Source organism: Rhizobium mulingense, from assembly GCF_029194105.1.
GTDB classification, from domain to species: domain Bacteria; phylum Pseudomonadota; class Alphaproteobacteria; order Rhizobiales; family Rhizobiaceae; genus Rhizobium; species Rhizobium mulingense.
In genome coordinates this window covers 333,537-357,659 of record NZ_JARFVE010000005.1, presented here as the reverse complement: position 1 = coordinate 357,659, position 24,123 = coordinate 333,537, and the positions used below count along the sequence as shown (strand labels likewise).

Genomic DNA, 24,123 nt, shown 5'->3' with positions numbered 1-24,123 from the left:
GCGCCCCCCTTGATTTAACCCCCCAAGGCATCCTCGAGGAATGCGGCGAGCTGTGACAGATGCTTCGACATCAGGCCGGTCGCCGGCGAAGCGGCGGCCGGACGGCCGGTATAGCGGACGCGCTGGTACTTCGCATCGATATGGGCAAGCACCCATTCGAGGAAGGGGTCGATGAACGACCAAGCGCCCATGTTTTTCGGCTCTTCCTGGCACCACACCATTTCGGCGTTGCGGAAGCGCGACAACTCGTTGATGAGCGCCTTTGCCGGGAACGGATAAAGCTGTTCGACGCGCAACAGGTAGATATCGTCGATACCGCGCTTTTCGCGCTCTTCGAGAAGATCGTAATAGACCTTGCCGGAGCACATGACGACGCGGCGGATCTTGTTGTCCTTCTGCAACTTGATCGGGCCGTCCTTGATCACTTCCGCATCGTCCCAGAGCAGGCGATGGAAAGCCGATTCGCCGGCCAGCTCGGCCAGCGTCGAGACTGCCCGCTTGTGGCGAAGCAGCGACTTCGGCGTCATCAGGATCAGCGGCTTGCGGAAGTCGCGCTTCAGCTGCCGGCGCAGGATGTGGAAGTAGTTCGCCGGAGTCGTGACATTGGCAACCTGCATGTTGTCTTCTGCGCAGAGCTGCAGGAAGCGCTCCAGGCGAGCCGAGGAGTGCTCCGGCCCCTGTCCTTCATAGCCGTGCGGCAGCAGGCAGACGAGGCCCGACATGCGCAGCCACTTGCGTTCGCCCGACGAGATGAACTGGTCGAAGACGACCTGCGCCCCGTTGGCGAAGTCGCCGAACTGGGCTTCCCAGAGGGTCAGCGCATTCGGGCGGGCCAACGAGTAGCCATATTCGAAGCCGAGCACGGCCTCTTCTGACAGCATCGAGTTGATGACTTCGTAGCGGGCCTGCGTCGGCGACAGGTTGGCGAGCGGAATGTAGCGCTCTTCCGTCTCCTGATCATAGAGAACCGAATGACGCTGCGAGAAGGTGCCGCGTTCGCAATCCTGACCCGACAGGCGAATCTTATGGCCTTCCAGGCAGAGCGAACCGAAAGCCAGTGCTTCGGCCATCGCCCAGTCGAGGCCTTCGCCGGTGGCGATCATGTTGGCGCGGTTTTCCATGAAGCGCTGGATCGTGCGATGCGCATTGAATCCGGCCGGAATCTCGGACAGCTTGCGGCCGATCTCCTTCAGCGTCTTCATCGGCACGGCGGTCTTGCCGCGGCGCTGCTCGTCGGCATTGTCGGCGGTGCGCAGGCCCGACCACTCGCCGTCCAGCCAGTCGGCCTTGTTCGGCTTGTAGTGCTGGCCGGCCTCGAACTCCTGCTCAAGATGGGCGCGCCAGTCGGCCTTCATCTTTTCGACTTCACCATCCGTAAGCAGGCCCTCACGAACCAGACGCTCTGCATAAAGCTGCAGCACCGTCTTGTGGCCGCGGATGACCTTGTACATCTTCGGCTGGGTGAAGGACGGCTCATCGCCTTCGTTATGGCCGTAGCGGCGATAGCAGAACATATCGACCACAACCGGCTTGTGGAACTTCATGCGGAATTCGGTCGCCACCTTGGCGGCGTAGACCACGGCTTCCGGATCATCGCCGTTGACGTGCAGGATCGGTGCCTCGATCATCTTGGCGACGTCCGACGGATAGGGCGACGAGCGCGAAAAGGCCGGGTTCGTGGTGAAGCCGATCTGGTTGTTGATGATGACGTGCATGGTGCCGGCGACGCGGTGGCCGCGCAGGCCGGAGAGACCGAGAATTTCGGCAATGACGCCCTGGCCGGCGAAGGCCGCATCGCCGTGGATCAGCAGCGGCAGCACCTTGGAGCGCTCAGACAGCGGAATGATATCGCCTTCCCATACAGTAGCGCTCATGTCCTGCTTGGCGCGAGCCTTGCCCATGACGACAGGGTCGACGATTTCGAGATGCGACGGATTTGCCGTCAGCGAGACGTGCACCTTGTTGCCGTCGAATTCGCGGTCGGAGGAAGCGCCCAGATGGTACTTCACGTCGCCGGAACCTTCTACTTCGTCGGGCGCATAGGAACCGCCCTTGAACTCGTGGAAGATGGCGCGATGCGGCTTGCCCATCACCTGGGAGAGCACGTTCAGACGGCCGCGATGGGCCATGCCGAACACCGCTTCCTTGAGCCCGAGATGGCCGCCGCGCTTCAGGATTTGTTCGAGCGCCGGGATCAGCGATTCGCCGCCGTCGAGACCGAAGCGCTTGGTGCCCTTGAACTTGACGTCGAGGAACTGCTCGTACCCTTCGGCTTCGATGAGCTTGGCAAGGATCGCCTTCTTGCCTTCGGCCGAGAAGGCCACGCCCTTGTCGGGCCCTTCGATGCGCTCCTGGATCCAGGCTTTCTCCTCGGGATTGGAGATATGCATGAATTCGACGCCGAGCGTCGAGCAGTAGGTGCGCTCGAGGATTTCGATCATCTCGGGGATGGTTGCGTATTCCAGGCCGAGCACGTTGTCGATGAAGATCTTGCGATCGTAATCGGCGGCGGTGAAGCCGTAATTTTCCGGCGACAGCTCACGATAGTCGTCGACGGCAGCGGCGATGCCGAGCGGATCGAGCTTGGCGTGCAGATGGCCGCGCATGCGGTAGGCGCGGATCATCATGATGGCGCGCACAGAATCGCGAGTCGCCTGCAGCACGTCGGTGGTATCAGTGGGCTTGCCTGCGGCTTCGGCCTTCGCCTTCACCTTGGTTTCGATCGCCTTCTCGACGATGCCCCAATTGCCGTCGAGTGCCGACACCAGATCGCCGCCGGCCGGCAGCGGCCAGTTCTTCTTGCGCCAGGAGGCTCCCTTGGCCGCCTTCTTCACATCGACAGGATCGTCTTCCAGTGCCTTGAAGAAGGCGCGCCACTGGTCGTCGACCGATGCCGGATCCTCTTCGTAGCGCGCATAAAGCTGCTCGATATAGGCCGCGTTGGCGCCATCCAGAAACGAGGTGATCTGAAACTGCTCGTTGGCTTCTTGCCGTGCCATGGTGATATGCGGACGCTTCCGTCCGCCTCCTGACTTTGATGAATTTGCCGGCTTCGTCACCGGCTGCCGCATTCCGATTGCCGCCTGTCCGCGGCGCATCTGCTGGTCTCGTGCTGTCACACCGGGCGGAAACGCAGATGCCGTTCTTCCGCCCGGTCTATATGGCTGGCTTAGCCCTTGAGGACTTCAACCAAGGTCTTGCCGAGGCGGGCCGGAGACGGCGAGACGCGAATGCCTGCCGATTCCATCGCTGCGATCTTCGATTCCGCATCGCCCTTGCCGCCGGATACCACGGCGCCGGCATGGCCCATGGTGCGGCCCTTCGGCGCCGTGCGGCCGGCAATAAAGCCGGCCATCGGCTTCTTGCGGCCCTTCTTGGCTTCGTCCTTGAGGTACTGCGCAGCGTCTTCTTCTGCCGAGCCGCCGATTTCACCGATCATGATGATCGACTGGGTGGCTTCGTCGGCGAGGAACATTTCCAAGACGTCGATGAACTCGGTGCCCTTCACCGGGTCGCCGCCGATGCCGACGGCCGTCGTCTGGCCAAGGCCTTCGTTGGAGGTCTGGAACACCGCTTCATAGGTCAACGTGCCCGAACGGGAGACGATGCCGACCGAACCCTTGCGGAAGATCGAACCCGGCATGATGCCGATTTTGCATTCTTCCGGCGTCAGAATACCAGGGCAGTTGGGGCCGAGCAGGCGCGACTTGGAGCGGTCGAGGCGCGCCTTGACGCGCACCATGTCCATGACGGGTATGCCCTCGGTGATGCAGGTGATGAACGGGATTTCGGCGTCGATCGCCTCGATGATGGCGTCAGCCGCACCGGCCGGCGGAACATAGATGACGGTCGCGTCGGCGCCGGTCTTTTCCTTGCCTTCGGCGACGGTGGCGAAGATCGGCAGGCTTTCGCCCTTTGCGCCGGTCCAGGTTTCTCCACCCTTCTTCGGGTGGATACCGCCGACCATCTGGGTGCCGTAATAGGCAAGCGCCTGTTCGGTGTGGAAGGTCCCGGTCTTACCGGTCAGGCCCTGAACGAGAACCTTGGTGTCTTTGTTAACGAGAATGGACATGCGAGGCCTTTGTTTAGGAGAGGTTGGAAGACGTGAGGGCGGCGCGACGATAGATGCCGCTGACCACCTCCTGCCAAGTATCGCTGCCTGCAGGCGAAAAGCTGACGCCCATCCGGTAGCAGTCTTCATTTTCGAATGTGAATGCAGTGCGCTGTCTGCCGCGCGGCGAAGTCTTCGTCAGCACGAGTTCATTGCCATTCCATTCGCCGGAAGCCGGCGAAGGCGGAGCAAAACCGGCGCTATCGAACTGGTAAAGCTTGTAAGCCTGATCCGAACCATCGAAGCCGAAGACATTGCGGGCTTCGAAAGAGACCGCGCCCTCACGCATCTGGCGATAGTGCTGCTCCAGGAAGAACCCGCCGAACAGCGCCTCGCCGGAAAGCGCGGCGCTGGCCTTGCCTTCACTCGTCCACGCCGACGCCGCCACATGCTCCTCTCCTTCCCAGACGCCGGCAAAGGCGCTGAGGCGGAAATGAGCGGCGGATGGTGTGGACTGGAAGGCCATGATGGTTCTCAGCCGTTGATCGCCGCGACAATCTTCTTGGCCGCATCGTCCAAGTCGTCGGCCGCGGTGATCGCGAGACCCGACTCGTTCAGGATCTTCTTGCCGAGCTCGACATTCGTGCCTTCAAGGCGCACGACGAGCGGAACCTTGAGGCCGACTTCCTTGACCGCGGCAATGACGCCCTCGGCAATGACATCGCACTTCATGATGCCGCCGAAGATGTTGACGAGAATGCCCTCGACCTTGGGATCGGCAGTGATGATCTTGAAGGCCGCAGCGACCTTCTCCTTGCCGGCGCCGCCGCCGACGTCGCAGAAGTTGGCCGGCTCCTTGCCGTAGAGCTTGATGATGTCCATCGTCGCCATGGCAAGGCCTGCGCCGTTGACCATGCAACCGATATTGCCATCGAGCGCGACATAGGCGAGGTCCCACTTGGAAGCCTCGATTTCCTTGGCGTCCTCTTCGGTCTCGTCGCGCAGCGTCCTGACGTCGTCGTGGCGGAAGAGCGCGTTGCCGTCGAACGACATTTTGGCGTCGAGAACGCGCAGATGGCCATCCTTCATGACGATCAGCGGATTGACCTCGAGCAGCGCCATGTCCTTCTCGTTGAAGGCCTTGTAGAGCGCCGGGAAGAGTGACTTGGCGTCTTGTGCAGCGGCGCCCTCGAGCGCCAGCGCCTTGGAGATCGCTGCGACGTCGGCAGCCGTCACACCGGCTTCCGGATCGATGGCGATCGTCTGGATTTTTTCGGGCGTGTCATGGGCGACAGCTTCGATGTCCATGCCGCCTTCGGTGGAAACGACGAAGGCCACGCGGCCGACCGAGCGGTCGACCAGCAGCGAGCAATAAAGCTCGCGAGCGATGTCGGCGCCGTCCTCGATATACAGACGGTTAACCTGCTTGCCGGCTTCGCCCGTCTGCGCCGTCACCAGCGTGTTGCCTAGCATTTCCTTGGCGTGAGCGACCACTTCGTCGATCGACTTGGCGAGACGCACGCCGCCTTTGGCTTCCGGCGACAGTTCCTTGAATTTGCCCTTGCCGCGGCCGCCGGCATGGATCTGGCTCTTGACCACATAGAGCGGGCCGGGAAGCGACTTGGCGGCAGCCTCGGCCTCTTCGACCTTGAGGACAGCCACACCCTCGGCAACCGGTGCGCCATAGCCCTTCAGCAGAGCCTTGGCCTGATATTCATGAATGTTCATGGGTTTATCCCTGTTTCGATGACTTCGGCGCCGATTACTTGAGGGCAGGCGCGATGTTGATGCAGGCTTCGCAAAGACCGGCGACGGCGCCGACGGACTTGTCGAAGGCTTCCTTCTCGGTCTTGTTGAGGTCGATCTCGATGACGCGCTCGACGCCGCCGGCGCCGATCACGGTGGGAACGCCGACATACATGTCCTTGACGCCGTACTGCCCGGTGAGATGGGCAGCGCAGGGCAGAACGCGCTTCTTGTCCTTGAGGTAGGACTCGGCCATCTCGATCGCCGAGGCGGCCGGCGCGTAATAGGCCGAGCCGGTCTTCAGCAGGCCGACAATTTCGGCGCCGCCGTCACGGGTGCGCTGGATGATCTCTTCCAGGCGCTCCTTGGTGACCCAGCCCATGTTGACGAGATCGGTGAGCGGAATGCCGCCGACCGTCGAGTAGCGGGCGAGCGGCACCATTGTGTCGCCGTGGCCGCCAAGAACGAAGGCCGTCACGTCCTGAACGGAGACGTTGAATTCCTTGGCGAGGAAGAGGCGAAAACGCGAAGAGTCGAGAACGCCGGCCATGCCGACCACCTTGTTGGCCGGAAGGCCGGAAAACTTCTGCAGCGCCCAGACCATGGCGTCGAGCGGGTTGGTGATGCAAATGACGAAGGCGTTGGGCGCATACTTCTTGATGCCGGCGCCGACCTGCTCCATGACCTTGAGGTTGATGCCGAGAAGATCGTCGCGGCTCATGCCCGGCTTGCGCGGAACGCCGGCGGTGACGATGCAGACGTCAGCGCCTTCGATGGCGGAATAATCGCTGGCGCCGGTCAGATTGGCGTCGAAGCCTTCGACCGGGGAGGACTGTGCGATATCGAGGCCCTTGCCCTGGGGAATGCCGTCAGCGATGTCGAAGAGGACGATATCGCCCAGCTCCTTCAGGCCGGCGAGATGCGCCAGCGTGCCACCAATCATGCCAGAACCAATGAGTGCGATCTTGTTACGCGCCATTTCGCTGTTTCCTTTGCGATCAAATTCGTCGAACGACGCTTAGGCACCGCTCAATGACGCACTCGCATAGACCCAAAGCCCAAAAATGGCAATCCATTAATTTTGATGTAGCGTTTTCAATCGTTTAGATACTAAAGTTCTTACGTAAACGTAAGCCAATTCGTCACTTGGTCGTTATTCGGCGGCGCGTTTGTCATGGTGCAGCGCAAGATACTCAGCGCTGCGCATTTCAAAGAGACGCGACGCCGTGCGGGCGAATTCGAAGCCCTCGGTGCCCCGGCGACCGACGAGCAGGTCCTCCGGCATCGCCGCCGCCGATATATAAAGCCGTACGGCATGATCGTAGAACGTATCGACAAGAATGATGAATCGCTTGATCTGGTTCCGTTTTTCTGGTCCGAGCAGGGGAACGTGATCGACGAAGACGATATCGAAGCGTTTGGCGATTGCCAGGAAGTCGGCAGCACCGAGCGGCTTCTCGCAAAGATCGGCGAAAGAGAACCGCGCCATGCGGTCGGCGGCGAGCGGCACATGGATGGCGCGCCCCTTCATCGGAATATCGAGTGGCTGCGCCTTGCGCCCATGCAGCGCCTGCGTCCAGGACGCCTCCATCGCCATGTCGTTATGTTCGTTGATCGGTACCAGATAGACCGGCTGGCTGTTGAGCTTCTCCATCCGGTAATCGGTCGGCGAATCCAGCGTGACGACATCGACATGCTGCCTGAGCAGCGCGACGAAGGGCAGGAACAGGCCGCGGTTGAGACCGTCCTTGTAGAGATTGTCCGGCTCGACATTCGACGTCGCGACCAGAACGCATCCCCGCGCGAAGAGTTCGGAAAACAGCCGCGACAGGATCATCGCATCGGCAATGTCGGTGACGGTGAATTCATCGAAGCAGAGCAGTTCTGCTTCCTCGTAAAGGGCTGCGGCGACCGGCGGCATCGGATCAGCGTGCTTCGTCTCACCGTTCTTGAGTTTCAGCCGGTGCGCCGCGATACGGTTGTGCACATCCGCCATGAATTCATGGAAATGCGCCCGCCGCTTCTTCCGGCACGGCGCCATCGAGAAGAACATGTCCATCAGCATGGTCTTGCCGCGTCCGACGCTGCCGTGGATATAAAGCCCCTTGATGCCGCCTGCGGCCTTCTTCTTTGAGGCAAACAGCCAACCGAGCGCGCTCGATTTCGCCGCCGGTCGTTGCTGCTTCAAACCAGCGAGCACCCGATCCAGGCTTTTGGCCACTTCCATCTGGGCGGAATCGACTTGCAAGGCACCGGAAAGCGTCAGCGTTTTAAGCTGTTCGCAGACGCTGAGCGCATAATCTGGCATTGGCTGCATGAGGGCATGTCCGCCTGTCGGTCATCGGCGGGGCACCGCCGGATCGGTTACCGCGCCGGTTCCTTTACCGGCTGAGGCTGATCGGCTGACCTGTATTCGTCTGGCCCTGGAAGCGATTGTCGGCTGTCTTGTAGACGCTGCCGATCGCGTTGCCCGAGCGGTCCTTGAGCAGAACCTGCTTGCCGGCGACCTCCCAAGAACCCATCGCCGTCAGCTCGCCGACGCAGCCGCGCGTACCGCCGCGCGAACCGCTGCCGAGATTGGTGAGCGTCAGGAACATGTCGCAGCTGCCGTTGACGCGCCAGCTTCCGACCATCGATTCCTTCGTGACGTCGAGCGCATTCGCCGCAACAGCCGGCTGCGCACCCGGCATCGACGAAGCCGACGCCGGCGCGGCCGGGAACTGCGAGCTGCCGCTCGGGGGCGGAAGCTGCCCGCCTTGAACGGAAGGAACTGGCTGCGCCGTCAGTGGCGCCGGCGCGGCACTGGGAGAGTTGGAGCTGTAATCATATGCCGTACGCTGACAACCGGCTAGCGCGAGAGTCACTACCAAACCTGTCACCGCATATCGCAACTGCATCATCATACTCCTGAATTCGGCTGTCGCCGCAGAGAAAAGGGCGTGAGACAAGTTCGATTACCGTAATTCGCTTTGGTTAATCAAGTCGGACTGCATAAATTGCCCGTGACAACACCTAATCGAAACACGATACAGTTCAACTGTCCCGCTGCAAAACTTCCTGCACATGGAATTTGTCAGCAAGGTGTTGTGCGGTTCATCTCGGCAAGGATCCCTGCCGAACTCCCGCAATGTCCTGGAAAGATCGCATCGCAGCCGCGACGGCTTCGGATCGAAGCCGTCCATCGCATGATCGGCATGCGCGCCGGTCAAACCCGGCGCTCGACCATCATCTTCTTGATTTCGGCGATCGCCTTGGCCGGGTTGAGGCCCTTGGGGCAGGTCTGCGCACAGTTCATGATCGTGTGGCAGCGATAGAGGCGGAACGGATCCTCGAGATTGTCGAGACGCTCGCCGGTCGCCTCGTCTCTGGAATCGATCAGCCAGCGATAGGCCTGCAGCAGAACGGCCGGACCGAGATAGCGGTCGCCATTCCACCAGTAGCTCGGACAGGATGTCGAACAGCAGGCGCACAGAATGCATTCATACAGGCCGTCGAGCTTCTGCCGGTCCTCATGGCTCTGCTTCCACTCCTTGGCCGGCGCGGGCGACACAGTCTTCAGCCAGGGTTCGATCGAACGATGCTGGGCGTAGAAGTTGGTGAGGTCAGGCACCAGATCCTTGACGACGGGCAAATGCGGCAGCGGATAGATCTTCACCGCGCCCTTGATATCATCGAGGCCCTTGGTGCAGGCCAGCGTGTTGGTGCCGTCGATATTCATCGCGCAGGAGCCGCAGATGCCTTCGCGACAGGACCGGCGCAGCGTCAGCGTCGGGTCGATCTTGTTCTTGATGTAGAGCAGGCCGTCGAGCACCATCGGACCACAGTCGTCGACATCGATGTAAAAAGTGTCGATCGACGGGTTCTGGCCGTCATCCGGGCTCCAGCGGTAGACGCGGAATTCGCGGGTGTTTGTCGCACCGGCCGGCTTCGGCCAGACCTTGCCTTCGCGCATCTGAGAATTCTTGGGGAGAGCGAGTTCAACCATGCCAGGTTCCTCTTGAAATCAGTAGACGCGGGCTTTCGGCTCGATCTTGTGCGGATCGATGCCTTCCGCGATCAGGTCGGTGTGAACCGGGCGGTAATCGAGCTTGACGTCGCCTGCCTCGTTGACCCAGGCAAGCGTATGCTTGCGCCAGTTGACGTCGTCGCGGCCGGCGAATGCGCCCTCGGTATAATCCTCGCGAGCATGCGAGCCGCGGCTCTCCTTGCGGGCCTCGGCGCCGTAGATCGTCGTGATGGCGTTGGCCATCAGGTTCTGCAGCTCCAGCGTCTCCACCAGATCCGAGTTCCAGACCATCGAGCGGTCGGTGACCTTGATGTCGCGCATTTCCTGCCAGATCGCCGAGATGCGCCGGCAACCGGATTCCAGCGATTCCTGGGTGCGGAAGACGGCGGCGTCCTCCTGCATGGCGCGCTGCATCTTCTCACGCAGGTTAGCCGTCGGCGTGCCGCCGCCGGCGTAGCGCAGACCGTCGAAGCGGTCCATGATCTTGTCACAGGCCGCGACGTTGAGATGCGGGATCGGTGCTGCGCGGTCGATGACCTCGCCGGCGCGGATCGCAGCGGCCCGACCGAAGACCACCAGGTCGATCAGCGAGTTGGAGCCAAGACGGTTGGCGCCGTGTACCGAAGCGCAGCCTGCCTCGCCCACAGCCATCAGGCCGGGAATGATCCGCTCCGGATTGGCGCCATCGGCATTCAGCACTTCGCCCCAATAATTCGTCGGAATGCCGCCCATATTGTAATGGACGGTCGGTAGAACCGGGATCGGCTCGCGCGTGACGTCGACGCCTGCGAAGATCTTGGCGCTCTCGGAAATGCCCGGCAGCCGCTCGTGCAACACGGCCGGATCGAGATGGTCAAGGTGCAGGAAGATGTGATCCTTGTTCTTGCCGACGCCGCGGCCTTCGCGGATCTCGAGCGTCATGCAGCGCGAAACCACGTCGCGAGAGGCAAGGTCCTTGGCCGACGGCGCATAACGCTCCATGAAGCGTTCGCCCTCGGAATTGACGAGGTAGCCGCCTTCGCCGCGTGCACCCTCGGTGATCAGACAGCCCGAACCGTAGATGCCGGTCGGGTGGAACTGCACGAATTCCATGTCCTGCAGCGGCAGGCCGGCGCGTGCCACCATACCGCCGCCGTCGCCGGTGCAGGTGTGGGCAGAGGTCGCTGAGAAATAGGCACGGCCATAGCCGCCGGTCGCCAGCACCACCATCTTGGCGGCGAAGCGATGGATCGTGCCGTCATCGAGGCACCAGGCAACGACGCCGGTGCAGCGGCTGCCGTCTTCCGACATGATCAGGTCGAGCGCAAAATATTCGATGAAGAATTCGGCGTTGTGGCGCAGCGACTGGCCGTACAGCGTGTGCAGGATGGCGTGACCGGTGCGGTCGGCAACGGCGCAGGTGCGCTGCACCGGCGGGCCTTCGCCGTAATTCTGCATGTGGCCGCCGAACGGTCGCTGGTAGATCTTGCCTTCCTCGTTGCGGGAGAACGGCACGCCGTAATGTTCGAGCTCATAGACCGCCTTCGGCGCCTCCATGGTCAGATACTGCATGGCGTCGACGTCGCCGAGCCAGTCGGAGCCTTTGACGGTGTCGTAGAGGTGCCATTGCCAGCTGTCGGGCGTCATGTTGCGCAGCGACGCGGCGATGCCGCCCTGCGCCGCAACCGTGTGCGAACGGGTCGGGAACACCTTGGTGATGCAGGCGGTGCGGAAACCCTGCTCGGCCATGCCGAGCGTGGCGCGCAGCCCGGCGCCGCCGGCGCCGACTACGATCACGTCATAGGAGTGGTCGACATAATTGTAGGCCTTGCCATTCTGGGCGGGTGAAGTCGGTGCCATATTCGAGCTTATCCTACGAATGCGATTTTCAGAATGGCGAAGAGACAGAGGCCGGCGATGACGATCGCGAAGAAGGTATTCAGCATCAAGAGAGCGATCTTGCCGAACTCGCCATGCACGTAATCCTCGATGATGACCTGCATGCCGAGTTTCATATGGATGACGCCCGATATCACCATCAGCCCCATGACAACGGCGACAAACGGGTTCGACAGCGCGCGAACCACCTCCGCATAGGGTGCGCCGGCATAGGCGATCATGAAGATGACGAAGAAGAGGATCAACGGAATGTTGGAGACGGCGGTCAGTCGCTGACGCCAGAAATGGCTCGTGCCTTCCTTGGCGGAGCCGAGCCCGCGAACCTTGCCGAGGGGGGTGCGCATATCCATGAGAGGACCTTCAGAAGCGAATGAGGAAGCCGATCACCCAGACCAGCACGGTCAGACAGAGCGACCCGATGATGTTGGCGATGGCAAGCTTCGTCGAGACTTCTTTCTCGAAGCCGTAGCCGAGATCCCACATGAGGTGGCGGAAACCGCCGAGCATGTGGTGCAGCAGTGCCCAGGTGTAGCCGAGCAGCACGAGCTTGCCGAGAAGGCTGCCGAGCACCCAGTTGGCCCAGTCGTAGGAACTCTGGCCGCTTGCCGCCGCGATCAGCCACCAGGCGACGAGCAGCGTGCCGACATAGAGCGCCCCACCCGTAATGCGGTGGACGATGGACATGACCATGGTGGGAATTAGTTTGTAGACTTGCAAATGCGGCGACAAGGGCCGGTTATTTGTCACGTTCGCCATCAGAACCTCGCGGCGGCTTCTCTGCGCTCCCGGATTTCGGAGCATGCTCAGTCAACCACACGAATGACAAAATTCTCTGTGTGCGTTGCATCAATTGCGACGTTTACTCACCGGAAAGCCCGACGACAAGCACAATCGCTGTCTGCTTTTAATTTAATCGATTCGGGTTACCGGGAAGTTTGCGGGCGGGAGCAGCTCCAGAAAAGCTCCGACGCGGCTTTTCACCTGGGATTGCGTAAGAACAAAAGGTTAGAGCGGTTCTGCGCTTCGGCGAAAAGCGGAACCACCAACGAAAACTCGTCTTTCGGCTCAATATTCATGCCGTTCTTCCCAGGCGCATGGACAAGCCACGGCTTTTGGCGCAGTCTGACATTAACGATTTGTTAACGATCGGGAATTTCGGAGGCCGGCATCCATGTTTCGCAGTCCATCTGCAGTCGCCTTGCTTGCACTCGCCGCGCTTGTCGCCTTGCCTGCCTCCGCCGGCGAGCGCCGTTTCGACCATCGCTTCGCCGATCATCGTTTCCATAGCCACCGCCACGCCTTGCACAACGGCTTGTTTCTCGGCCAACGTCGCGGCTGGCGCGATCGCGGCATCCGTTTCGACAGCGCCTATATTCACCGACATGGCAGGGAGCGGATGCCGTTCCTGAAGCAGTTTTCATCTCCGGCGACAAATCGCGTCGCCCGCAGCAGCCTGGTCATCTTCGCGCCGCAGCCGCTGGGTGGCGGCAGCGGCGACACCTATGCCGGCTCTTATGCCTATCAGATCGATGGCGGGACTTATGTCGGCGACAACGGCTACGGGTATTATCCGGCCGCGCGGCTCGCCTCCCAGGCGCCGAAAGCGAAGGTCATCGACGTAGCCGTCCAGGACGATCCCTGCAGCTACGAGGCCAATGTCTGCGTGATCCGGCCTTAAGATCTTGAGCCGAAGCGCCAGACCGTGGTCTTCTTGATTTCGCTATCCTCCAGCGCCCGCGTCACCGGCACCTGATAGGTCGCACAGAATTCCAGCTGTTCCCGTGGCAGATAACTTCTCCCGGGATCGCCGACCAGAACCGATATGCCTTCCCCCGTCAGCCTCATCAGCCAGGGAACGAGCGCGCTGGCGAAGGCACGGTCGTAGAAGACGTCGCCGGCAAGCACAATATCGGCGTCGATATCCTGTCCGATTAGATCGGCGCCGGTAAATCCGAGAGAAACGCCGTTTGCCTTGGCGTTCAGCCGGATCGCCGTTTCCGCCCAGGGATCGATATCGGCGGCCGTCGCCTCACGCGCACCGGCCATGACAGCTGCAATGCCGACGAGGCCGGAGCCGCTGGCAAAATCCAGCACGCGCTTGCCGCGCACCATATCAGGATGATCGAGGATGTAGCGCGCCAATCCCTGCCCGCCCGCCCAGGCAAAAGCCCAGAAAGGCGGCGGCAGGCCGATGGCTTCCAACTCCTCTTCCGTTTTCAGCCAGAGCTCATGCGCCTCGCTTGCCAGATGGAGTGAAATCTCCGGCACATGCGGCGGCGCCATCAGACTGGTATTGGCGCGGATGAAGGCTTCCGGATCGGTTTTCAAAGGTCGTCAGCTCGGCGGATTGTCGAGCCCGCCCATCCGGCAGACTTCGGCCCACTCTTCGTCGGTCACCGGCTGCACGGAAAGGCGCATGGAGGTGACGAGCGACATCTTGGCAAGCTTCTCGCTCGCCTTGACGTCCTTCAGCGTCACCGGCTTCGGCATGTCCATGACGGCGCGGATGTCGACGCAATCCCACTTCGGATCGCCCTTGGCGGTAGAATCGGGATGCGACAGTGCACAGACTTCGACGATGCCGACGATCTCCAGCCCGTCATTGGAGTGATAGAAGAACCCCTTGTCGCCGATCTGCATCGCCCGCATATTGTTGCGCGCCAGATAATTTCGCACGCCCGTCCATTCCGTGCCTTTTTCGCCGGCGGCCTTCTGCTGCTCCCAGGACCAGGAGGCAGGTTCGGACTTATAGAGCCAATGCGCCATGCTTTAAGCCTCCGGCTTGTTGAAGACCCAGTTGAAGGGCTTGATCTCAACGCTTTCGAAAAGCCCGGCCTGGGTGTAGGGGTCGGCATCGGCGAGCGTCTTTGCCTCCTGCGCAGTCTCCGCCTTGACGAGCACCAGACTGCCGCAGGCCTTGCCCTCGTCGTCGAGGAACGGACCGGCCATCGAGAGCTTGCCTTCTGCATTGAGCTTGTCGAGATAAGCAAGATGCGTCGGCCGCGTCTCCATGCGGACGTCCAGATGTCCCGGCTTGTCCTTGCAGAGCAGGGCGAAAAGCATGTCTGTTCTCCTATTCGGTGGTGATGGGACGCGTCATCAACTGCTCGATGGCGTCCGAAATATCGAGCCTGCCGTCGATGATGGCGGAAACGGCGTCGGTGATCGGCATGCTGATCGAAAGCTCCGCGGCAAGCCGCGAGGCGACCGAGGCGGCGAGCGCACCTTCCACCAGCGCGCCCTGCAGCGGGTCGGCCTTTTCGTCGCGCCCGAGCGCGATGCCGAAGCGCAGGTTGCGCGATTGATGGCTGGTCGCCGTCAGCACCAGATCGCCGAGGCCGGAGAGCCCGCGCACCGTATCCGTCTGGCCGCCTTTGGCGACGACGAAGCGCGACATTTCCGCAAGGCCACGGGCAATTAACGCAGCGCGGGCGGATTCGCCTATGCCGCGGCCCTCGACGATGCCGCAGGCGATCGCCAGCACATTCTTCAGGGCACCGCCGAGCTGCACGCCGATGCGGTCGCTGGAGGCGTAGAGCCGGAAGGTCCGGCCCGATATCGCCTGGGCGAGCCGCTCGGCAGTCTCCATATCCGCCGCCGCGATCGCCATCGCCGTCGGCAGGCCTTTGGCAATGTCGGCGGCAAAACCGGGGCCGGAGAGCACCGCCACCGGATGGTCCGGCAACTCCCGCTCCAGCATGTCGGTCAACAGATTGCCCGTCGCCCGCTCGATGCCCTTGGCGCAGGTGACGACAATGGCATCCTTCGACAGATAGGGGCCATATTGGCGCGCCGCATCGGCCTGCGCCTGCGACGGCATCGCAAAAAGCACGATGGAGGCGCCGGCGATCGCCTCCGCCTCGGCGGAAAATTCGAGCGATTCCGGCAGGGCAATGCCGGGCAGCACGGCATCATGCAGACGTTCGGCCTTGAGATCGGCCATCAATGACGGATTGCGTCCGACGAGTATCACCGCGCTGCGGCCGGCAAGGGCGATGACGGCGGCAAGCGCCGTTCCGAAAGCGCCCGATCCGATGACGGCGATTTTTTCGCTCATGCCTTGGCTCCTCTCTTTCCAAAGCCGATCAGCCTTTCGGCATTAGCATCGAGCGGCCAGCGCGAGCGCGGCTGCACGTCGAGCGGATCGGGCGCAATACCTATGGCCATCCGCTCCAGGCCTGCCCAGGCGATCATCACCGCATTGTCGGTGCAGAGGCTCAGCGGCGGCGCGATGAAGCGGAAGCCGTTCTTGTCGCAAAGCCCCTGCAATGTAGCCCGCAGTTCGAGATTGGCGGCGACACCGCCGGCAACGACCAGCGCCGGCTTTTCTGCAATGGGCGAAAATTCCGCCTTGAACCGCTGCAGGCCGCGGCCGATGCGGTCCTTCAGCGTCCGTGAGATCGCCCGCTGGAACGAAGCGCAGATATCCGCCACGTCCTGATCGCTGAGCGGCGCGATCTCCTGTGCCGCCTGCCGCACGGCCGTCTTCAGACCGGAGAAGGAGAAGTCGAGCCTTGCCTCACCGACCAACGGCCGCGGAAAATCGAAGCGGCCGGCATTGCCGTCCCGCGCCATGCGTTCCACTGCCGGGCCGCCGGGATAGGGCAGGCCGAGCAGTTTCGCCGTCTTGTCGAAGGCTTCGCCGAGCGCATCGTCGATCGTCGTGCCCCAGCGGTCGTAATCTCCGACGCCGCGCACCAGGATGAGCTGGGTATGACCGCCGGAGACGAGCAGCATCAGATAGGGAAAGGAAAGCCCGTCGGTCAGCCGCGCCGTCAGCGCATGGCCTTCGAGATGATTGACCGCATAGAGCGGCTTGCCGGCGGCCTTCGCGATCGCCTTGCCGGTCATCAATCCCACCAGCAGCCCGCCGATCAGCCCCGGCCCCGACGTGGCGGCGATGGCATCGACATCGGCCAGCGACACATTGGCGCGCTTCAGCGCCGCCTCGATCAGCTCGTCCAGCGCCTCGACATGGGCGCGCGCGGCGATCTCCGGCACGACGCCGCCATAGGCGCTGTGCTCGTCGAGCTGGGAAAGCACCACGTCGGAGAGTATTCTGGAATGCCCCTCCGCATCGCGCTCGACGATCGCCGCGGCGGTCTCGTCACAGCTCGTCTCGATGCCAAGGATGCGCAGAAAGGGAACCATAAGGCCTGTTCGTTGATTGCGATGGGGCCGAAACCCAGTTACGAGAACTCCGGTAACAACGGAATAGAGCGGATGCAAATAAAACCTTTCCGGATCGGCACGCGGGGCAGCCCGCTGGCGCTCGCCCAGGCGCATGAGGCCCGCGACAGGCTGATGGCGGCGCATGGCCTGCCCGAAGAGATGTTCGAGATCGTCGTGCTGTCGACCAAGGGCGATCGCATCACCGACCGGCCGCTGGCCGAGATCGGCGGCAAAGGCCTCTTCACCGAGGAGCTCGAACAGAAGCTTGTCGCAGGCGAGCTGGATTTCGCCGTGCACTCCACCAAGGACATGCCGACGCACCTACCGGACGGTCTCCATCTCTCCGCCTATCTGCCGCGCGAGGATATCCGCGACGCCGTCGTCGGCCGCACCGCGCCCAAGCTGATCGACCTGCCGCATGGCGCCACCGTCGGCTCCTCGTCGCTGCGCCGCCAGGCGCTGATCCGCCGCATGCGGCCCGACATCAACGTCATAACCTTCCGCGGTTCGGTCGAAACCCGGCTGCGCAAGCTCGAAGAAGGTCAGGTGGATGCAACCCTGCTGGCGCTTGCCGGCCTCAAACGTCTCGGTAAGGTCGAGGTGCTAACCGATATCCTCGATCCCGACACCTTCCCGCCGGCGCCGGCCCAGGGAGCGATCTGCATCGAAAGCCGCGTCGGCGATACGAGGATCGAGGACCTGCTGGCGGCGGTCAACGACTCGGCGACCTTCGACACCGTCTCCTGCGAGCGCGCTTTCCTCGCCGCCCTCGACGGTTCCTGCCGCACGCCGATCGGCGGCTATGCCGTCTGCGAGGGCGACCTCATCCGCTTCTCCGGCCTGATCATCACACCGGACGGCCGCAGCCAGCATGCCGTGACGACTGACGGGCATCGCCGCGATGCCGCCGCCCTCGGCACCCGCGCCGGCCAGGACGTGCGCGCAAGGGCCGGCAGCGCCTTCTTCGACGACTGGCACTGAAGCGGCCATGCGCGTGCTCGTCACCCGCCCCGCGCATTCGGCCGAGAAAACCGCGCAACGTCTGCGCGACATGGGCCACGAACCGCTGCTGCTGCCGCTGCGTCGACCACAACATGACAGTGCCGCAGCCGCCGGCGCGCTTGCCGCTACCAGCGCCGCGATCGCGGTGACCAGCGCCGAGGCCATGAGGGTCCTGTCGGCTCTCGGCGAGACACTTGGTCCGCACCTAGACCGCCCGATTTTTGCGGTCGGCGAGATGACGGCGCAAGCGGCGCGGCGCCTTGGCTTCCGGTCCGTCACCGCCTCTTCGGGCAACGGCCGCGATCTCGCCAATCTCGTCGCCGCGCAGAAAGCGGAGCCGTTGCTCTATCTCGCCGGCATGCCGCGTGCCGAAACCTTCGAAGGCCGATTGCGCGAACTCGGCATCCGTTTTTCCCTCGCTGAATGCTATCGCATGCAGCCGGCTGCTCCTGGCCCGGCCGACATCGAGGCGATTTTTTCGGTCCATCACCTGGATGCCGTTCTGTTCTATTCCCGGCAGACGGCCGAGGATTTCTTTCAAGTGTCGGCCCTGCGATCAGCTCTCTCCGAACAGGGTGGAATCCGCCTCCTCTGCCTCAGCGAGGCCGTGGCGCAGGCCATTCCGACCTTCCTGAGGGGAAGCGTGACGATTGCGCCGATGCCGGATGAGATGAGCCTTTTGTCGCTGCTTTGAGTGCCCTGGCTGCCCAAATTTGATCTAACCTCTTCCCTTAATTGGCATCACTGTCTAGTTTCGTTGCAATGCAGGATAAAGAGGACGTCATGGTATCGGGAATCCCGCCACGCCATTCGAAGAGCGCCGACGAGCCGGTCACGATCGACCTTGAAGCACAGGATTTCGCCTCTGCAGCCGATACCGAAAAGCCGGTGGAAAATGATGTCGGCGATACCGACAACAGCCCCGCCGAGGCCGGCGTGACCCCCGAAACCGAAGTGGCGTCATTGACCGAGCATGAACGCGCCGAACAGGTACAGCCGGAATTCGAAGGCCAGCCCGGGACGAATGCGCGAGAAGGGGAACCGGCAGCTCCGGAGCCTTCCTTCACGCCTGCCCCACAGCAGCACGCGCCGCGGGGCGCCGGCACCTCCGGTCTCATCGCTGCCGGCATCTTCGGCGGCCTCGTGGCGTTGCTTGGCGCAGGCGCCATTCAATATGCCGGATACCTTCCGGGTACCTCTGCGCCGCAGACGACATCGCGCGACATGGCCGATCTTTCCGGTGAGATCGACGGCCTGAAACAGACCGTCGCCAATCTGGCCGCCAATCCCGCAGGCACCGGCGACGGCGCGCTTGAGACACGCCTCGCGGTGCTGGAAGCGGCTGCGAAAAACCCCGCAGCGGCGACGCCGGCCGATTCGGCAAATGTCGAGGCGCTCAACCAGAAGATTGCCGAGCTGAGCGGCCAGGTCGATCAGTTGCGCGCCACACTTGCCCAGTCCTCTGAGCAGCAGACGAGCAATGGCGCCGATATCGCCAAACGCCTCGACGAGGCCGAAAAGAAGCTGAACGAACCGCGCCAGGACGTCGCGGTCGCCCGGGCGATCGCGGCAGCCGCCCTCAAGGCGGCGATCGATCGCGGCGGCCCCTTCCTTGCCGAACTCGATACTTTCGCTGGCGTCGCGCCCGACGATCCCGCCATAGCCGACCTGCGTAGCTTTGCCGAGACCGGCATTCCCTCGCGCACCGAGCTCGTGCGTCAGGTTCCCGACGTTGCGACCGCGATCGTCGAAGCCGTCAACCAGCCGGATCCGAACCAGAGCTGGTCGGACCGGCTGATGGCGAGCGCAAAATCGCTGGTGACCGTCCGTCCCGTCGGCAATATCGAGGGCGAAAGCGTCGAAGCGATCGCCGCCCGCATGGAGGATAAGGTGAAGAACGGCGACCTGCCCGGAGCTTCCGCCGAATGGAATGCTCTGCCGGCTCCCGGAAAGCAGGCGTCCGCCGCCTTCAAGCAGTCGCTGGAGGCGCGCATCCGCGTCGAGGAGCTGGTCGACGGGGCGCTGTCGAAGGCCGTCGCCGGCACGGGCAAGGAGGGGTGAGAGCATGATCAGACTCGTCGTCTTCGCCGTCCTGGTGCTGCTTCTCGCCTATGGCTTCTCCTGGTTCGCCGATCGCCCCGGCGATCTCTCGCTGATCTGGGAAGGCCAGATCTATCAGACGAAGCTGATCGTCGCAGTGAGCGCGATCATCGCTCTGATCGCCGCCGTGATGATCGTCTGGTGGTTCGTTCGCCTGATCTGGACCTCGCCGCATTCGGTGACGCGTTATTTCCGCGCCCGCAAGCGCGACCGCGGCTATCAGGCGCTGTCGACCGGCCTGATCGCCGCCGGCGCCGGCAATGCGCTCCTTGCCCGCAAGATGGCGGCCCGCTCGCGCGGCCTCATCCGCGCCGATCAGGAGCCGCTGATCAACCTGCTCGAAGCCCAGGCCGCCCTGATCGAAGGCCGCCACGACGAGGCGCGCGCCAAGTTCGAGGCCATGGCCAACGACCCGGAAACGCGCGAGCTCGGCCTGCGCGGCCTCTATCTCGAAGCCCGCCGTCTCGGCGCCAACGAGGCCGCCCGCCAATATGCCGAAAAGGCCGCCGATAACGCGCCTTATCTGCCCTGGGCCGCCCAAGCGACGCTCGAATATCGCAGCCAGGCCGGCCGTTGGGACGATGCGATCCGGCTGCTCGAACAGCAGAAGGCTGCCCGCGTTGTCGATAAGGCCGAAGCCAACCGCCTGCACGCCGTGCTGCTGACGGCTCGCGCTGCCGAGAAGCTCGAAGGCAATCCGGCCGGCGCCCGCGATGACGCGCTGCAGGCGCTGAAGCTCGCCGCTGACTTCGTCCCGGCCGCCCTCATCGCCGCCAAGGCCTTGTTCCGCGAAGGCGGCCTGCGCAAGGCCGCTTCGATCCTCGAACAGGCATGGAAATCGGCGCCGCATCCCGAAATCGGCCAGACCTATGTCAGAGCACGCAGCGGTGATTCCACGCTCGACCGGCTGAAGCGCGCCGAGCGGCTGGAGGCGTTGCGCCCGAACAATGTCGAATCCTTCCTCGTCGTCGCCCAGGCCGCGCTCGACGCGCAGGAATTCGCCAAGGCCCGCACCAAGGCGGAAGCGGCGGCGCGCATCGAGCCGCGTGAAGCCGCCTTCCTGCTGCTCGCCGACATCGAGGAGGCCGAGACCGGCGATCAGGGCCGCGTGCGCCACTGGCTGGCCCAGGCGTTGAAAGCCCCGCGCGATCCGGCCTGGGTGGCGGACGGCTTCGTCTCCGACAAATGGCTGCCGGTGTCACCGGTCACCGGCCGTCTCGATGCCTTCGAATGGAAGGCGCCATTCGGCCAGATCGAGGGTCCGCTCGAAGACGGTTCGGCGCCCGCCGCGATCGAAACTGCCCTGAAGACCCTGCCGCCGCTGCGGGACGTCCGGCCGGAAAGCCCGGTCAACGATCACCGCATCATCGAGCTGGAACGCGCCGCGACGATCGCTGAGGCCGTGCGCCCCGTGCCGGCGCCGGCAAAGCCGAAGCCCGTCGAACCGGTCGCCGGCGACAAAGCGCCGGTGCCGAACGAAGCAAAGCCCTTCTTTGGTGGACTGCCGGATGATCCCGGCGTTCGCGATTCCAGGGCGGAACCGGAACCCAAGACCCGGCTTCGCCTTTTCTGAAATGGAATGAAAACCGCATGTTCGAACGCTTTCAGGCATTCTTTCAGAAGCTCACTGCCGATCATCCCAGGAAGGGTTTCGCCCCGGATGATCCGCGCATCGCAGTGGCGGCGCTGTGCATGCAGGTCATGGAGGCCGACGGGCAGATCAAGGCCAGCGAGAAGAAGCGGCTGCGCAAGCTGCTGAAGGAACAGTATGCGCTCGACGGCAAACAGCTCGACGCCCTGATGGCGGCCGGCCTCGAGGCCGAAAGCTCCGCGGTCGACTATTATCGCTTCACATCCGACCTGAAGCGGCACCTGAACACCGAGCAACGGCTGGAGCTGATCGGCATCCTCTGGGACATCGTCTATGCCGATGGCGAACGCAGCGAGATGGAAGATCATGTGATCTGGCGGATCGCCGATCTGCTGGGCGTTTCCGCGCGCGAGCGCATCCAGAAACGGCAGGAGGCCGCCGCCAGGGTGACGGATGTCCAGGTTTTGCAAGATGATGCCGACTGAGCGAATCCAGCACCGCGACGAGCGTCCGATCCTCATCGTCCTGCATCAGGAGCGATCGAGCCCCGGCCGCGTCGGTCAGTTGCTCGTCGAAAAGGGCTACCGCCTCGACATCCGCCGACCGGTGCTCGGCGAGCCGCTTCCGGCAACGCTCGAAGACCATGCCGGCGCCGTCGTCTTCGGCGGGCCGATGAGCGCCAATGATCCCGATGACTTCATCAAGAAGGAGATCGACTGGATCCAGGTTCCGCTGCGCGAGAAACGTCCCTTTCTCGGTATCTGCCTCGGCGCTCAGATGCTGGTGCATCATCTTGGCGGCAAGGTGCAGGCGAATACCGATGGCTTGACGGAGATCGGCTGGTATCCGCTGCACCCGACCGAGAAGGGCCGTCTGCTGATGCACTGGCCGAAGATGGTCTATCATTTTCACCGAGAAGGCTTCGAGCTGCCGCACGACGCCGATCTGCTGGCCGAAGGCGATGCCTACCCGAACCAGGCCTTCCGTTACGACGGTAATGCCTGGGGTCTGCAGTTCCATGCCGAACTTACCCGAGTGATGATGCATCGCTGGGTCGTGCATGGCGCCCATCGCTTCATTCTGCCGAACGCCCAGCAGGGCCGCGAACATCTGGAAGGCCGCATGCTGTTCGACGCGCCGCTGAGAGCCTGGTTGACCGAATTCCTCGATCTCGTCTTCGAGGGAAAGGCCGCGAAAGCGGCGCACCCTATCACGCTTCCTGCATAAGAGCTTCCCAGCCGAATGTGACCGTTCTCATGCTAAAGCCCTTTGTTTTATGCATGTCGTTCTCCCGGAACCGCTGCACATTTCCGGGCGACATGCATTAGGCCGGAGCGTCGAGCGTGTCGATCCTGCGCAGTTTCGGGAAGCTCGAAGCCCAGATCGCTGCGACGACCAGGGTTCCGATGCCGCCGATGACGACTGCCGGCACCGCGCCGAAGATCGAGGCCATCGTGCCGGCCCTGAATTCCCCAAGCTCGTTCGAGGCGCCGACGAAGACCATGTTGACCGCATTGACGCGGCCGCGCAGCTGATCCGGCGTCCACAGTGCAATCAGGCTCTCGCGCACATAGACCGACACCATGTCCGCCGCCCCCATCAGCGCCAATGCGGCGATCGAGACTTCGGTGTTGGTCGAGACCCCGAAGATGATGGTTCCGACGCCGAACAGGGCGACGCCGATGAACATGTAGATGCCGGCACGGTGCTTGAGCGGATAGGCGGCCAGGAAAATCGCCATGACGACGGCGCCAACCCCCGGTGCTGCGCGCAACAGTCCGAGGCCCCAGGGGCCAAGCGTCAGAATATCACGGGCGAAGATCGGCATCAGCGCGGTGGCGCCCCCGAGCAATACGGCAAAGAGATCGAGCGAAATCGCGCCGAGCACCACCTTTTCGGCGCGGATGAAACTGAAGCCGCCGAGGATCATCGCCCAGCTCTTGGCCTCACCGACCGTCTTCTGCTCCGGCTTCGGGATCATGAAGAGAAGGCCCGCGCCGAGAATGGAAAAGATCACCGCTACCGTATAGGCGGTCGTCGCGCTGACATCATAGAGCAGGCCGCCGATCACTGGCCCGGTGATCGCCGCAAGCTGCCAGGACGAGGAATTCCAGGCGATCGCATTGGAAAGAGCGTCCTCCGGCACAAGGTTGGGCGCGAGAGACTGCACCGCCGGCGACATGAAGGCACGTTCGATGCCGAAGATCAGTAGCACCGCAAACACAGGCCAGGGCGCGAAAGTGTCGGTCGCCGTCATGATCAGCAGCGCCAGTGTGCAGAGCGCGCTCACCAGCGAACACAGCGCTGCGATGGCCCGGCGGTTGTACCGGTCGGCCACCGAACCGGTGACGAGAATGAGCAGCAGCGACGGGAGGAACTGCACGAGGCCGATCAAGCCGAGATAGATCGCCTTGCCGGTCTGATCGTACATCTGCCAGCCGACGGCGACGCTGACGATCTGCTGCGAAAAGGAGAGCAGAAAGCGGGCGAAGAAGAAGCGGGTGTAAGACGAATGCCGGAACGCGGCAAAACGGTCTCCGGTGGGCGAAAACGACATGAGCCTTGTCCGAGGAAGCG

At 62.9% G+C, this 24,123-nt stretch carries 24 protein-coding genes; 7 read left to right on the top strand and 17 right to left on the bottom strand.

All coding sequences use genetic code 11. The features are described from left to right. Positions 1-14: 14 nt before the first annotated feature. The 11 genes from PYR71_RS14355 to sdhC form a co-directional block, all read right to left on the bottom strand. Entirely contained in the window at positions 15-2,999 is a 2,985-nt protein-coding gene (locus PYR71_RS14355) for a 2-oxoglutarate dehydrogenase E1 component (RefSeq protein WP_275619828.1), read from the bottom strand. A 170-nt stretch (positions 3,000-3,169) separates the two neighbouring features. Then, entirely contained in the window at positions 3,170-4,072 is a 903-nt protein-coding gene (gene sucD, locus PYR71_RS14350) for a succinate--CoA ligase subunit alpha (RefSeq protein ID WP_275619827.1), read from the bottom strand. A gap of 13 nt (positions 4,073-4,085) precedes the next feature. Next, positions 4,086-4,577, bottom strand: a complete 492-nt coding sequence (locus tag PYR71_RS14345; RefSeq protein ID WP_275619826.1) for a DUF1579 family protein — start codon at positions 4,575-4,577, stop codon at positions 4,086-4,088. Positions 4,578-4,585: 8 nt separating this feature from the next. Beyond that, a complete protein-coding gene (gene sucC / locus PYR71_RS14340) occupies positions 4,586-5,779 on the bottom strand; it encodes an ADP-forming succinate--CoA ligase subunit beta (protein ID WP_183917306.1) in 1,194 nt (397 codons plus the stop codon). A gap of 34 nt (positions 5,780-5,813) precedes the next feature. Next, complete coding sequence (gene mdh, locus PYR71_RS14335; protein ID WP_183917308.1) at positions 5,814-6,776, bottom strand: malate dehydrogenase; 963 nt, start codon at positions 6,774-6,776, stop codon at positions 5,814-5,816. A gap of 174 nt (positions 6,777-6,950) precedes the next feature. Continuing rightward, complete coding sequence (gene zapE, locus PYR71_RS14330; protein ID WP_275619825.1) at positions 6,951-8,114, bottom strand: cell division protein ZapE; 1,164 nt, start codon at positions 8,112-8,114, stop codon at positions 6,951-6,953. Positions 8,115-8,178: 64 nt separating this feature from the next. Next, positions 8,179-8,694 carry a protease inhibitor Inh/omp19 family protein gene (locus tag PYR71_RS14325; protein WP_275619824.1) on the bottom strand — a complete coding sequence of 172 codons (516 nt, stop codon included), beginning with the start codon at positions 8,692-8,694 and terminating at the stop codon, positions 8,179-8,181. A gap of 308 nt (positions 8,695-9,002) precedes the next feature. Beyond that, entirely contained in the window at positions 9,003-9,782 is a 780-nt protein-coding gene (locus PYR71_RS14320; protein ID WP_088677571.1) for a succinate dehydrogenase iron-sulfur subunit, read from the bottom strand. A gap of 18 nt (positions 9,783-9,800) precedes the next feature. Next, positions 9,801-11,642: a succinate dehydrogenase flavoprotein subunit gene (gene sdhA, locus PYR71_RS14315; protein ID WP_275619823.1), complete on the bottom strand. Its 1,842-nt coding sequence runs from the start codon at positions 11,640-11,642 to the stop codon at positions 9,801-9,803. Between the two features lie 8 nt (positions 11,643-11,650). Beyond that, positions 11,651-12,031: a succinate dehydrogenase, hydrophobic membrane anchor protein gene (gene sdhD, locus PYR71_RS14310; RefSeq protein WP_183917316.1), complete on the bottom strand. Its 381-nt coding sequence runs from the start codon at positions 12,029-12,031 to the stop codon at positions 11,651-11,653. A gap of 10 nt (positions 12,032-12,041) precedes the next feature. Beyond that, complete coding sequence (gene sdhC, locus PYR71_RS14305) at positions 12,042-12,437, bottom strand: succinate dehydrogenase, cytochrome b556 subunit (protein ID WP_097605949.1); 396 nt, start codon at positions 12,435-12,437, stop codon at positions 12,042-12,044. A gap of 415 nt (positions 12,438-12,852) precedes the next feature. Here sdhC and PYR71_RS14300 point away from each other — a divergent pair, with 415 nt between their 5' ends. Then, a complete protein-coding gene (locus PYR71_RS14300; protein WP_275619822.1) occupies positions 12,853-13,359 on the top strand; it encodes a hypothetical protein in 507 nt (168 codons plus the stop codon). Here PYR71_RS14300 and PYR71_RS14295 read toward each other — a convergent pair. Genes PYR71_RS14295 through tsaD form a run of 5 tightly spaced genes read right to left on the bottom strand, consistent with a single transcriptional unit; the run spans position 13,356 to position 16,832 of the window. Further along, positions 13,356-14,009: a class I SAM-dependent methyltransferase gene (locus PYR71_RS14295; protein WP_275619821.1), complete on the bottom strand. Its 654-nt coding sequence runs from the start codon at positions 14,007-14,009 to the stop codon at positions 13,356-13,358. The genes PYR71_RS14300 and PYR71_RS14295 overlap by 4 nt on opposite strands. Before the next feature lie 6 nt (positions 14,010-14,015). Next, a complete protein-coding gene (locus PYR71_RS14290; RefSeq protein WP_275619820.1) occupies positions 14,016-14,447 on the bottom strand; it encodes an EVE domain-containing protein in 432 nt (143 codons plus the stop codon). A 3-nt stretch (positions 14,448-14,450) separates the two neighbouring features. Continuing rightward, on the bottom strand, positions 14,451-14,744 hold the full coding sequence (locus tag PYR71_RS14285) for a YciI-like protein (protein WP_183917323.1): 294 nt from the start codon (positions 14,742-14,744) through the stop codon (positions 14,451-14,453). A 10-nt stretch (positions 14,745-14,754) separates the two neighbouring features. Continuing rightward, positions 14,755-15,738, bottom strand: a complete 984-nt coding sequence (locus PYR71_RS14280) for an NAD(P)H-dependent glycerol-3-phosphate dehydrogenase (protein ID WP_275619819.1) — start codon at positions 15,736-15,738, stop codon at positions 14,755-14,757. Beyond that, positions 15,735-16,832, bottom strand: a complete 1,098-nt coding sequence (gene tsaD / locus PYR71_RS14275) for a tRNA (adenosine(37)-N6)-threonylcarbamoyltransferase complex transferase subunit TsaD (protein ID WP_275619818.1) — start codon at positions 16,830-16,832, stop codon at positions 15,735-15,737. Before tsaD ends, PYR71_RS14280 begins: the two co-directional genes overlap by 4 nt. A gap of 72 nt (positions 16,833-16,904) precedes the next feature. On the opposite strand from tsaD, the gene hemC reads away from it, so the two are divergent. The 6 genes from hemC (at position 16,905) to PYR71_RS14245 (ending at position 22,773) form a co-directional block, all read left to right on the top strand. Then, the gene (hemC, locus tag PYR71_RS14270; protein WP_183917329.1) at positions 16,905-17,834 is read left to right on the top strand and encodes a hydroxymethylbilane synthase; all 930 of its coding nucleotides are present in this window, start codon (positions 16,905-16,907) and stop codon (positions 17,832-17,834) included. Positions 17,835-17,841: 7 nt separating this feature from the next. Further along, positions 17,842-18,549, top strand: coding sequence for a uroporphyrinogen-III synthase (locus PYR71_RS14265; protein ID WP_275619817.1), 708 nt, complete (start codon positions 17,842-17,844; stop codon positions 18,547-18,549). A gap of 68 nt (positions 18,550-18,617) precedes the next feature. Beyond that, the gene (locus tag PYR71_RS14260; RefSeq protein ID WP_275619816.1) at positions 18,618-19,916 is read left to right on the top strand and encodes a COG4223 family protein; all 1,299 of its coding nucleotides are present in this window, start codon (positions 18,618-18,620) and stop codon (positions 19,914-19,916) included. A 4-nt stretch (positions 19,917-19,920) separates the two neighbouring features. Beyond that, positions 19,921-21,528: a heme biosynthesis protein HemY gene (locus tag PYR71_RS14255; protein ID WP_275619815.1), complete on the top strand. Its 1,608-nt coding sequence runs from the start codon at positions 19,921-19,923 to the stop codon at positions 21,526-21,528. Positions 21,529-21,545: 17 nt separating this feature from the next. Beyond that, entirely contained in the window at positions 21,546-22,031 is a 486-nt protein-coding gene (locus PYR71_RS14250) for a tellurite resistance TerB family protein (RefSeq protein WP_275619814.1), read from the top strand. Further along, on the top strand, positions 22,018-22,773 hold the full coding sequence (locus PYR71_RS14245) for a glutamine amidotransferase (RefSeq protein WP_275619813.1): 756 nt from the start codon (positions 22,018-22,020) through the stop codon (positions 22,771-22,773). The genes PYR71_RS14250 and PYR71_RS14245 overlap by 14 nt, the downstream gene beginning before the upstream one ends. Before the next feature lie 97 nt (positions 22,774-22,870). Here the strand turns inward: PYR71_RS14245 and PYR71_RS14240 are convergent, their stop codons facing one another. Next, positions 22,871-24,103: an MFS transporter gene (locus tag PYR71_RS14240; protein ID WP_275619812.1), complete on the bottom strand. Its 1,233-nt coding sequence runs from the start codon at positions 24,101-24,103 to the stop codon at positions 22,871-22,873. Between the last annotated feature and the right edge of the window lie 20 nt (positions 24,104-24,123).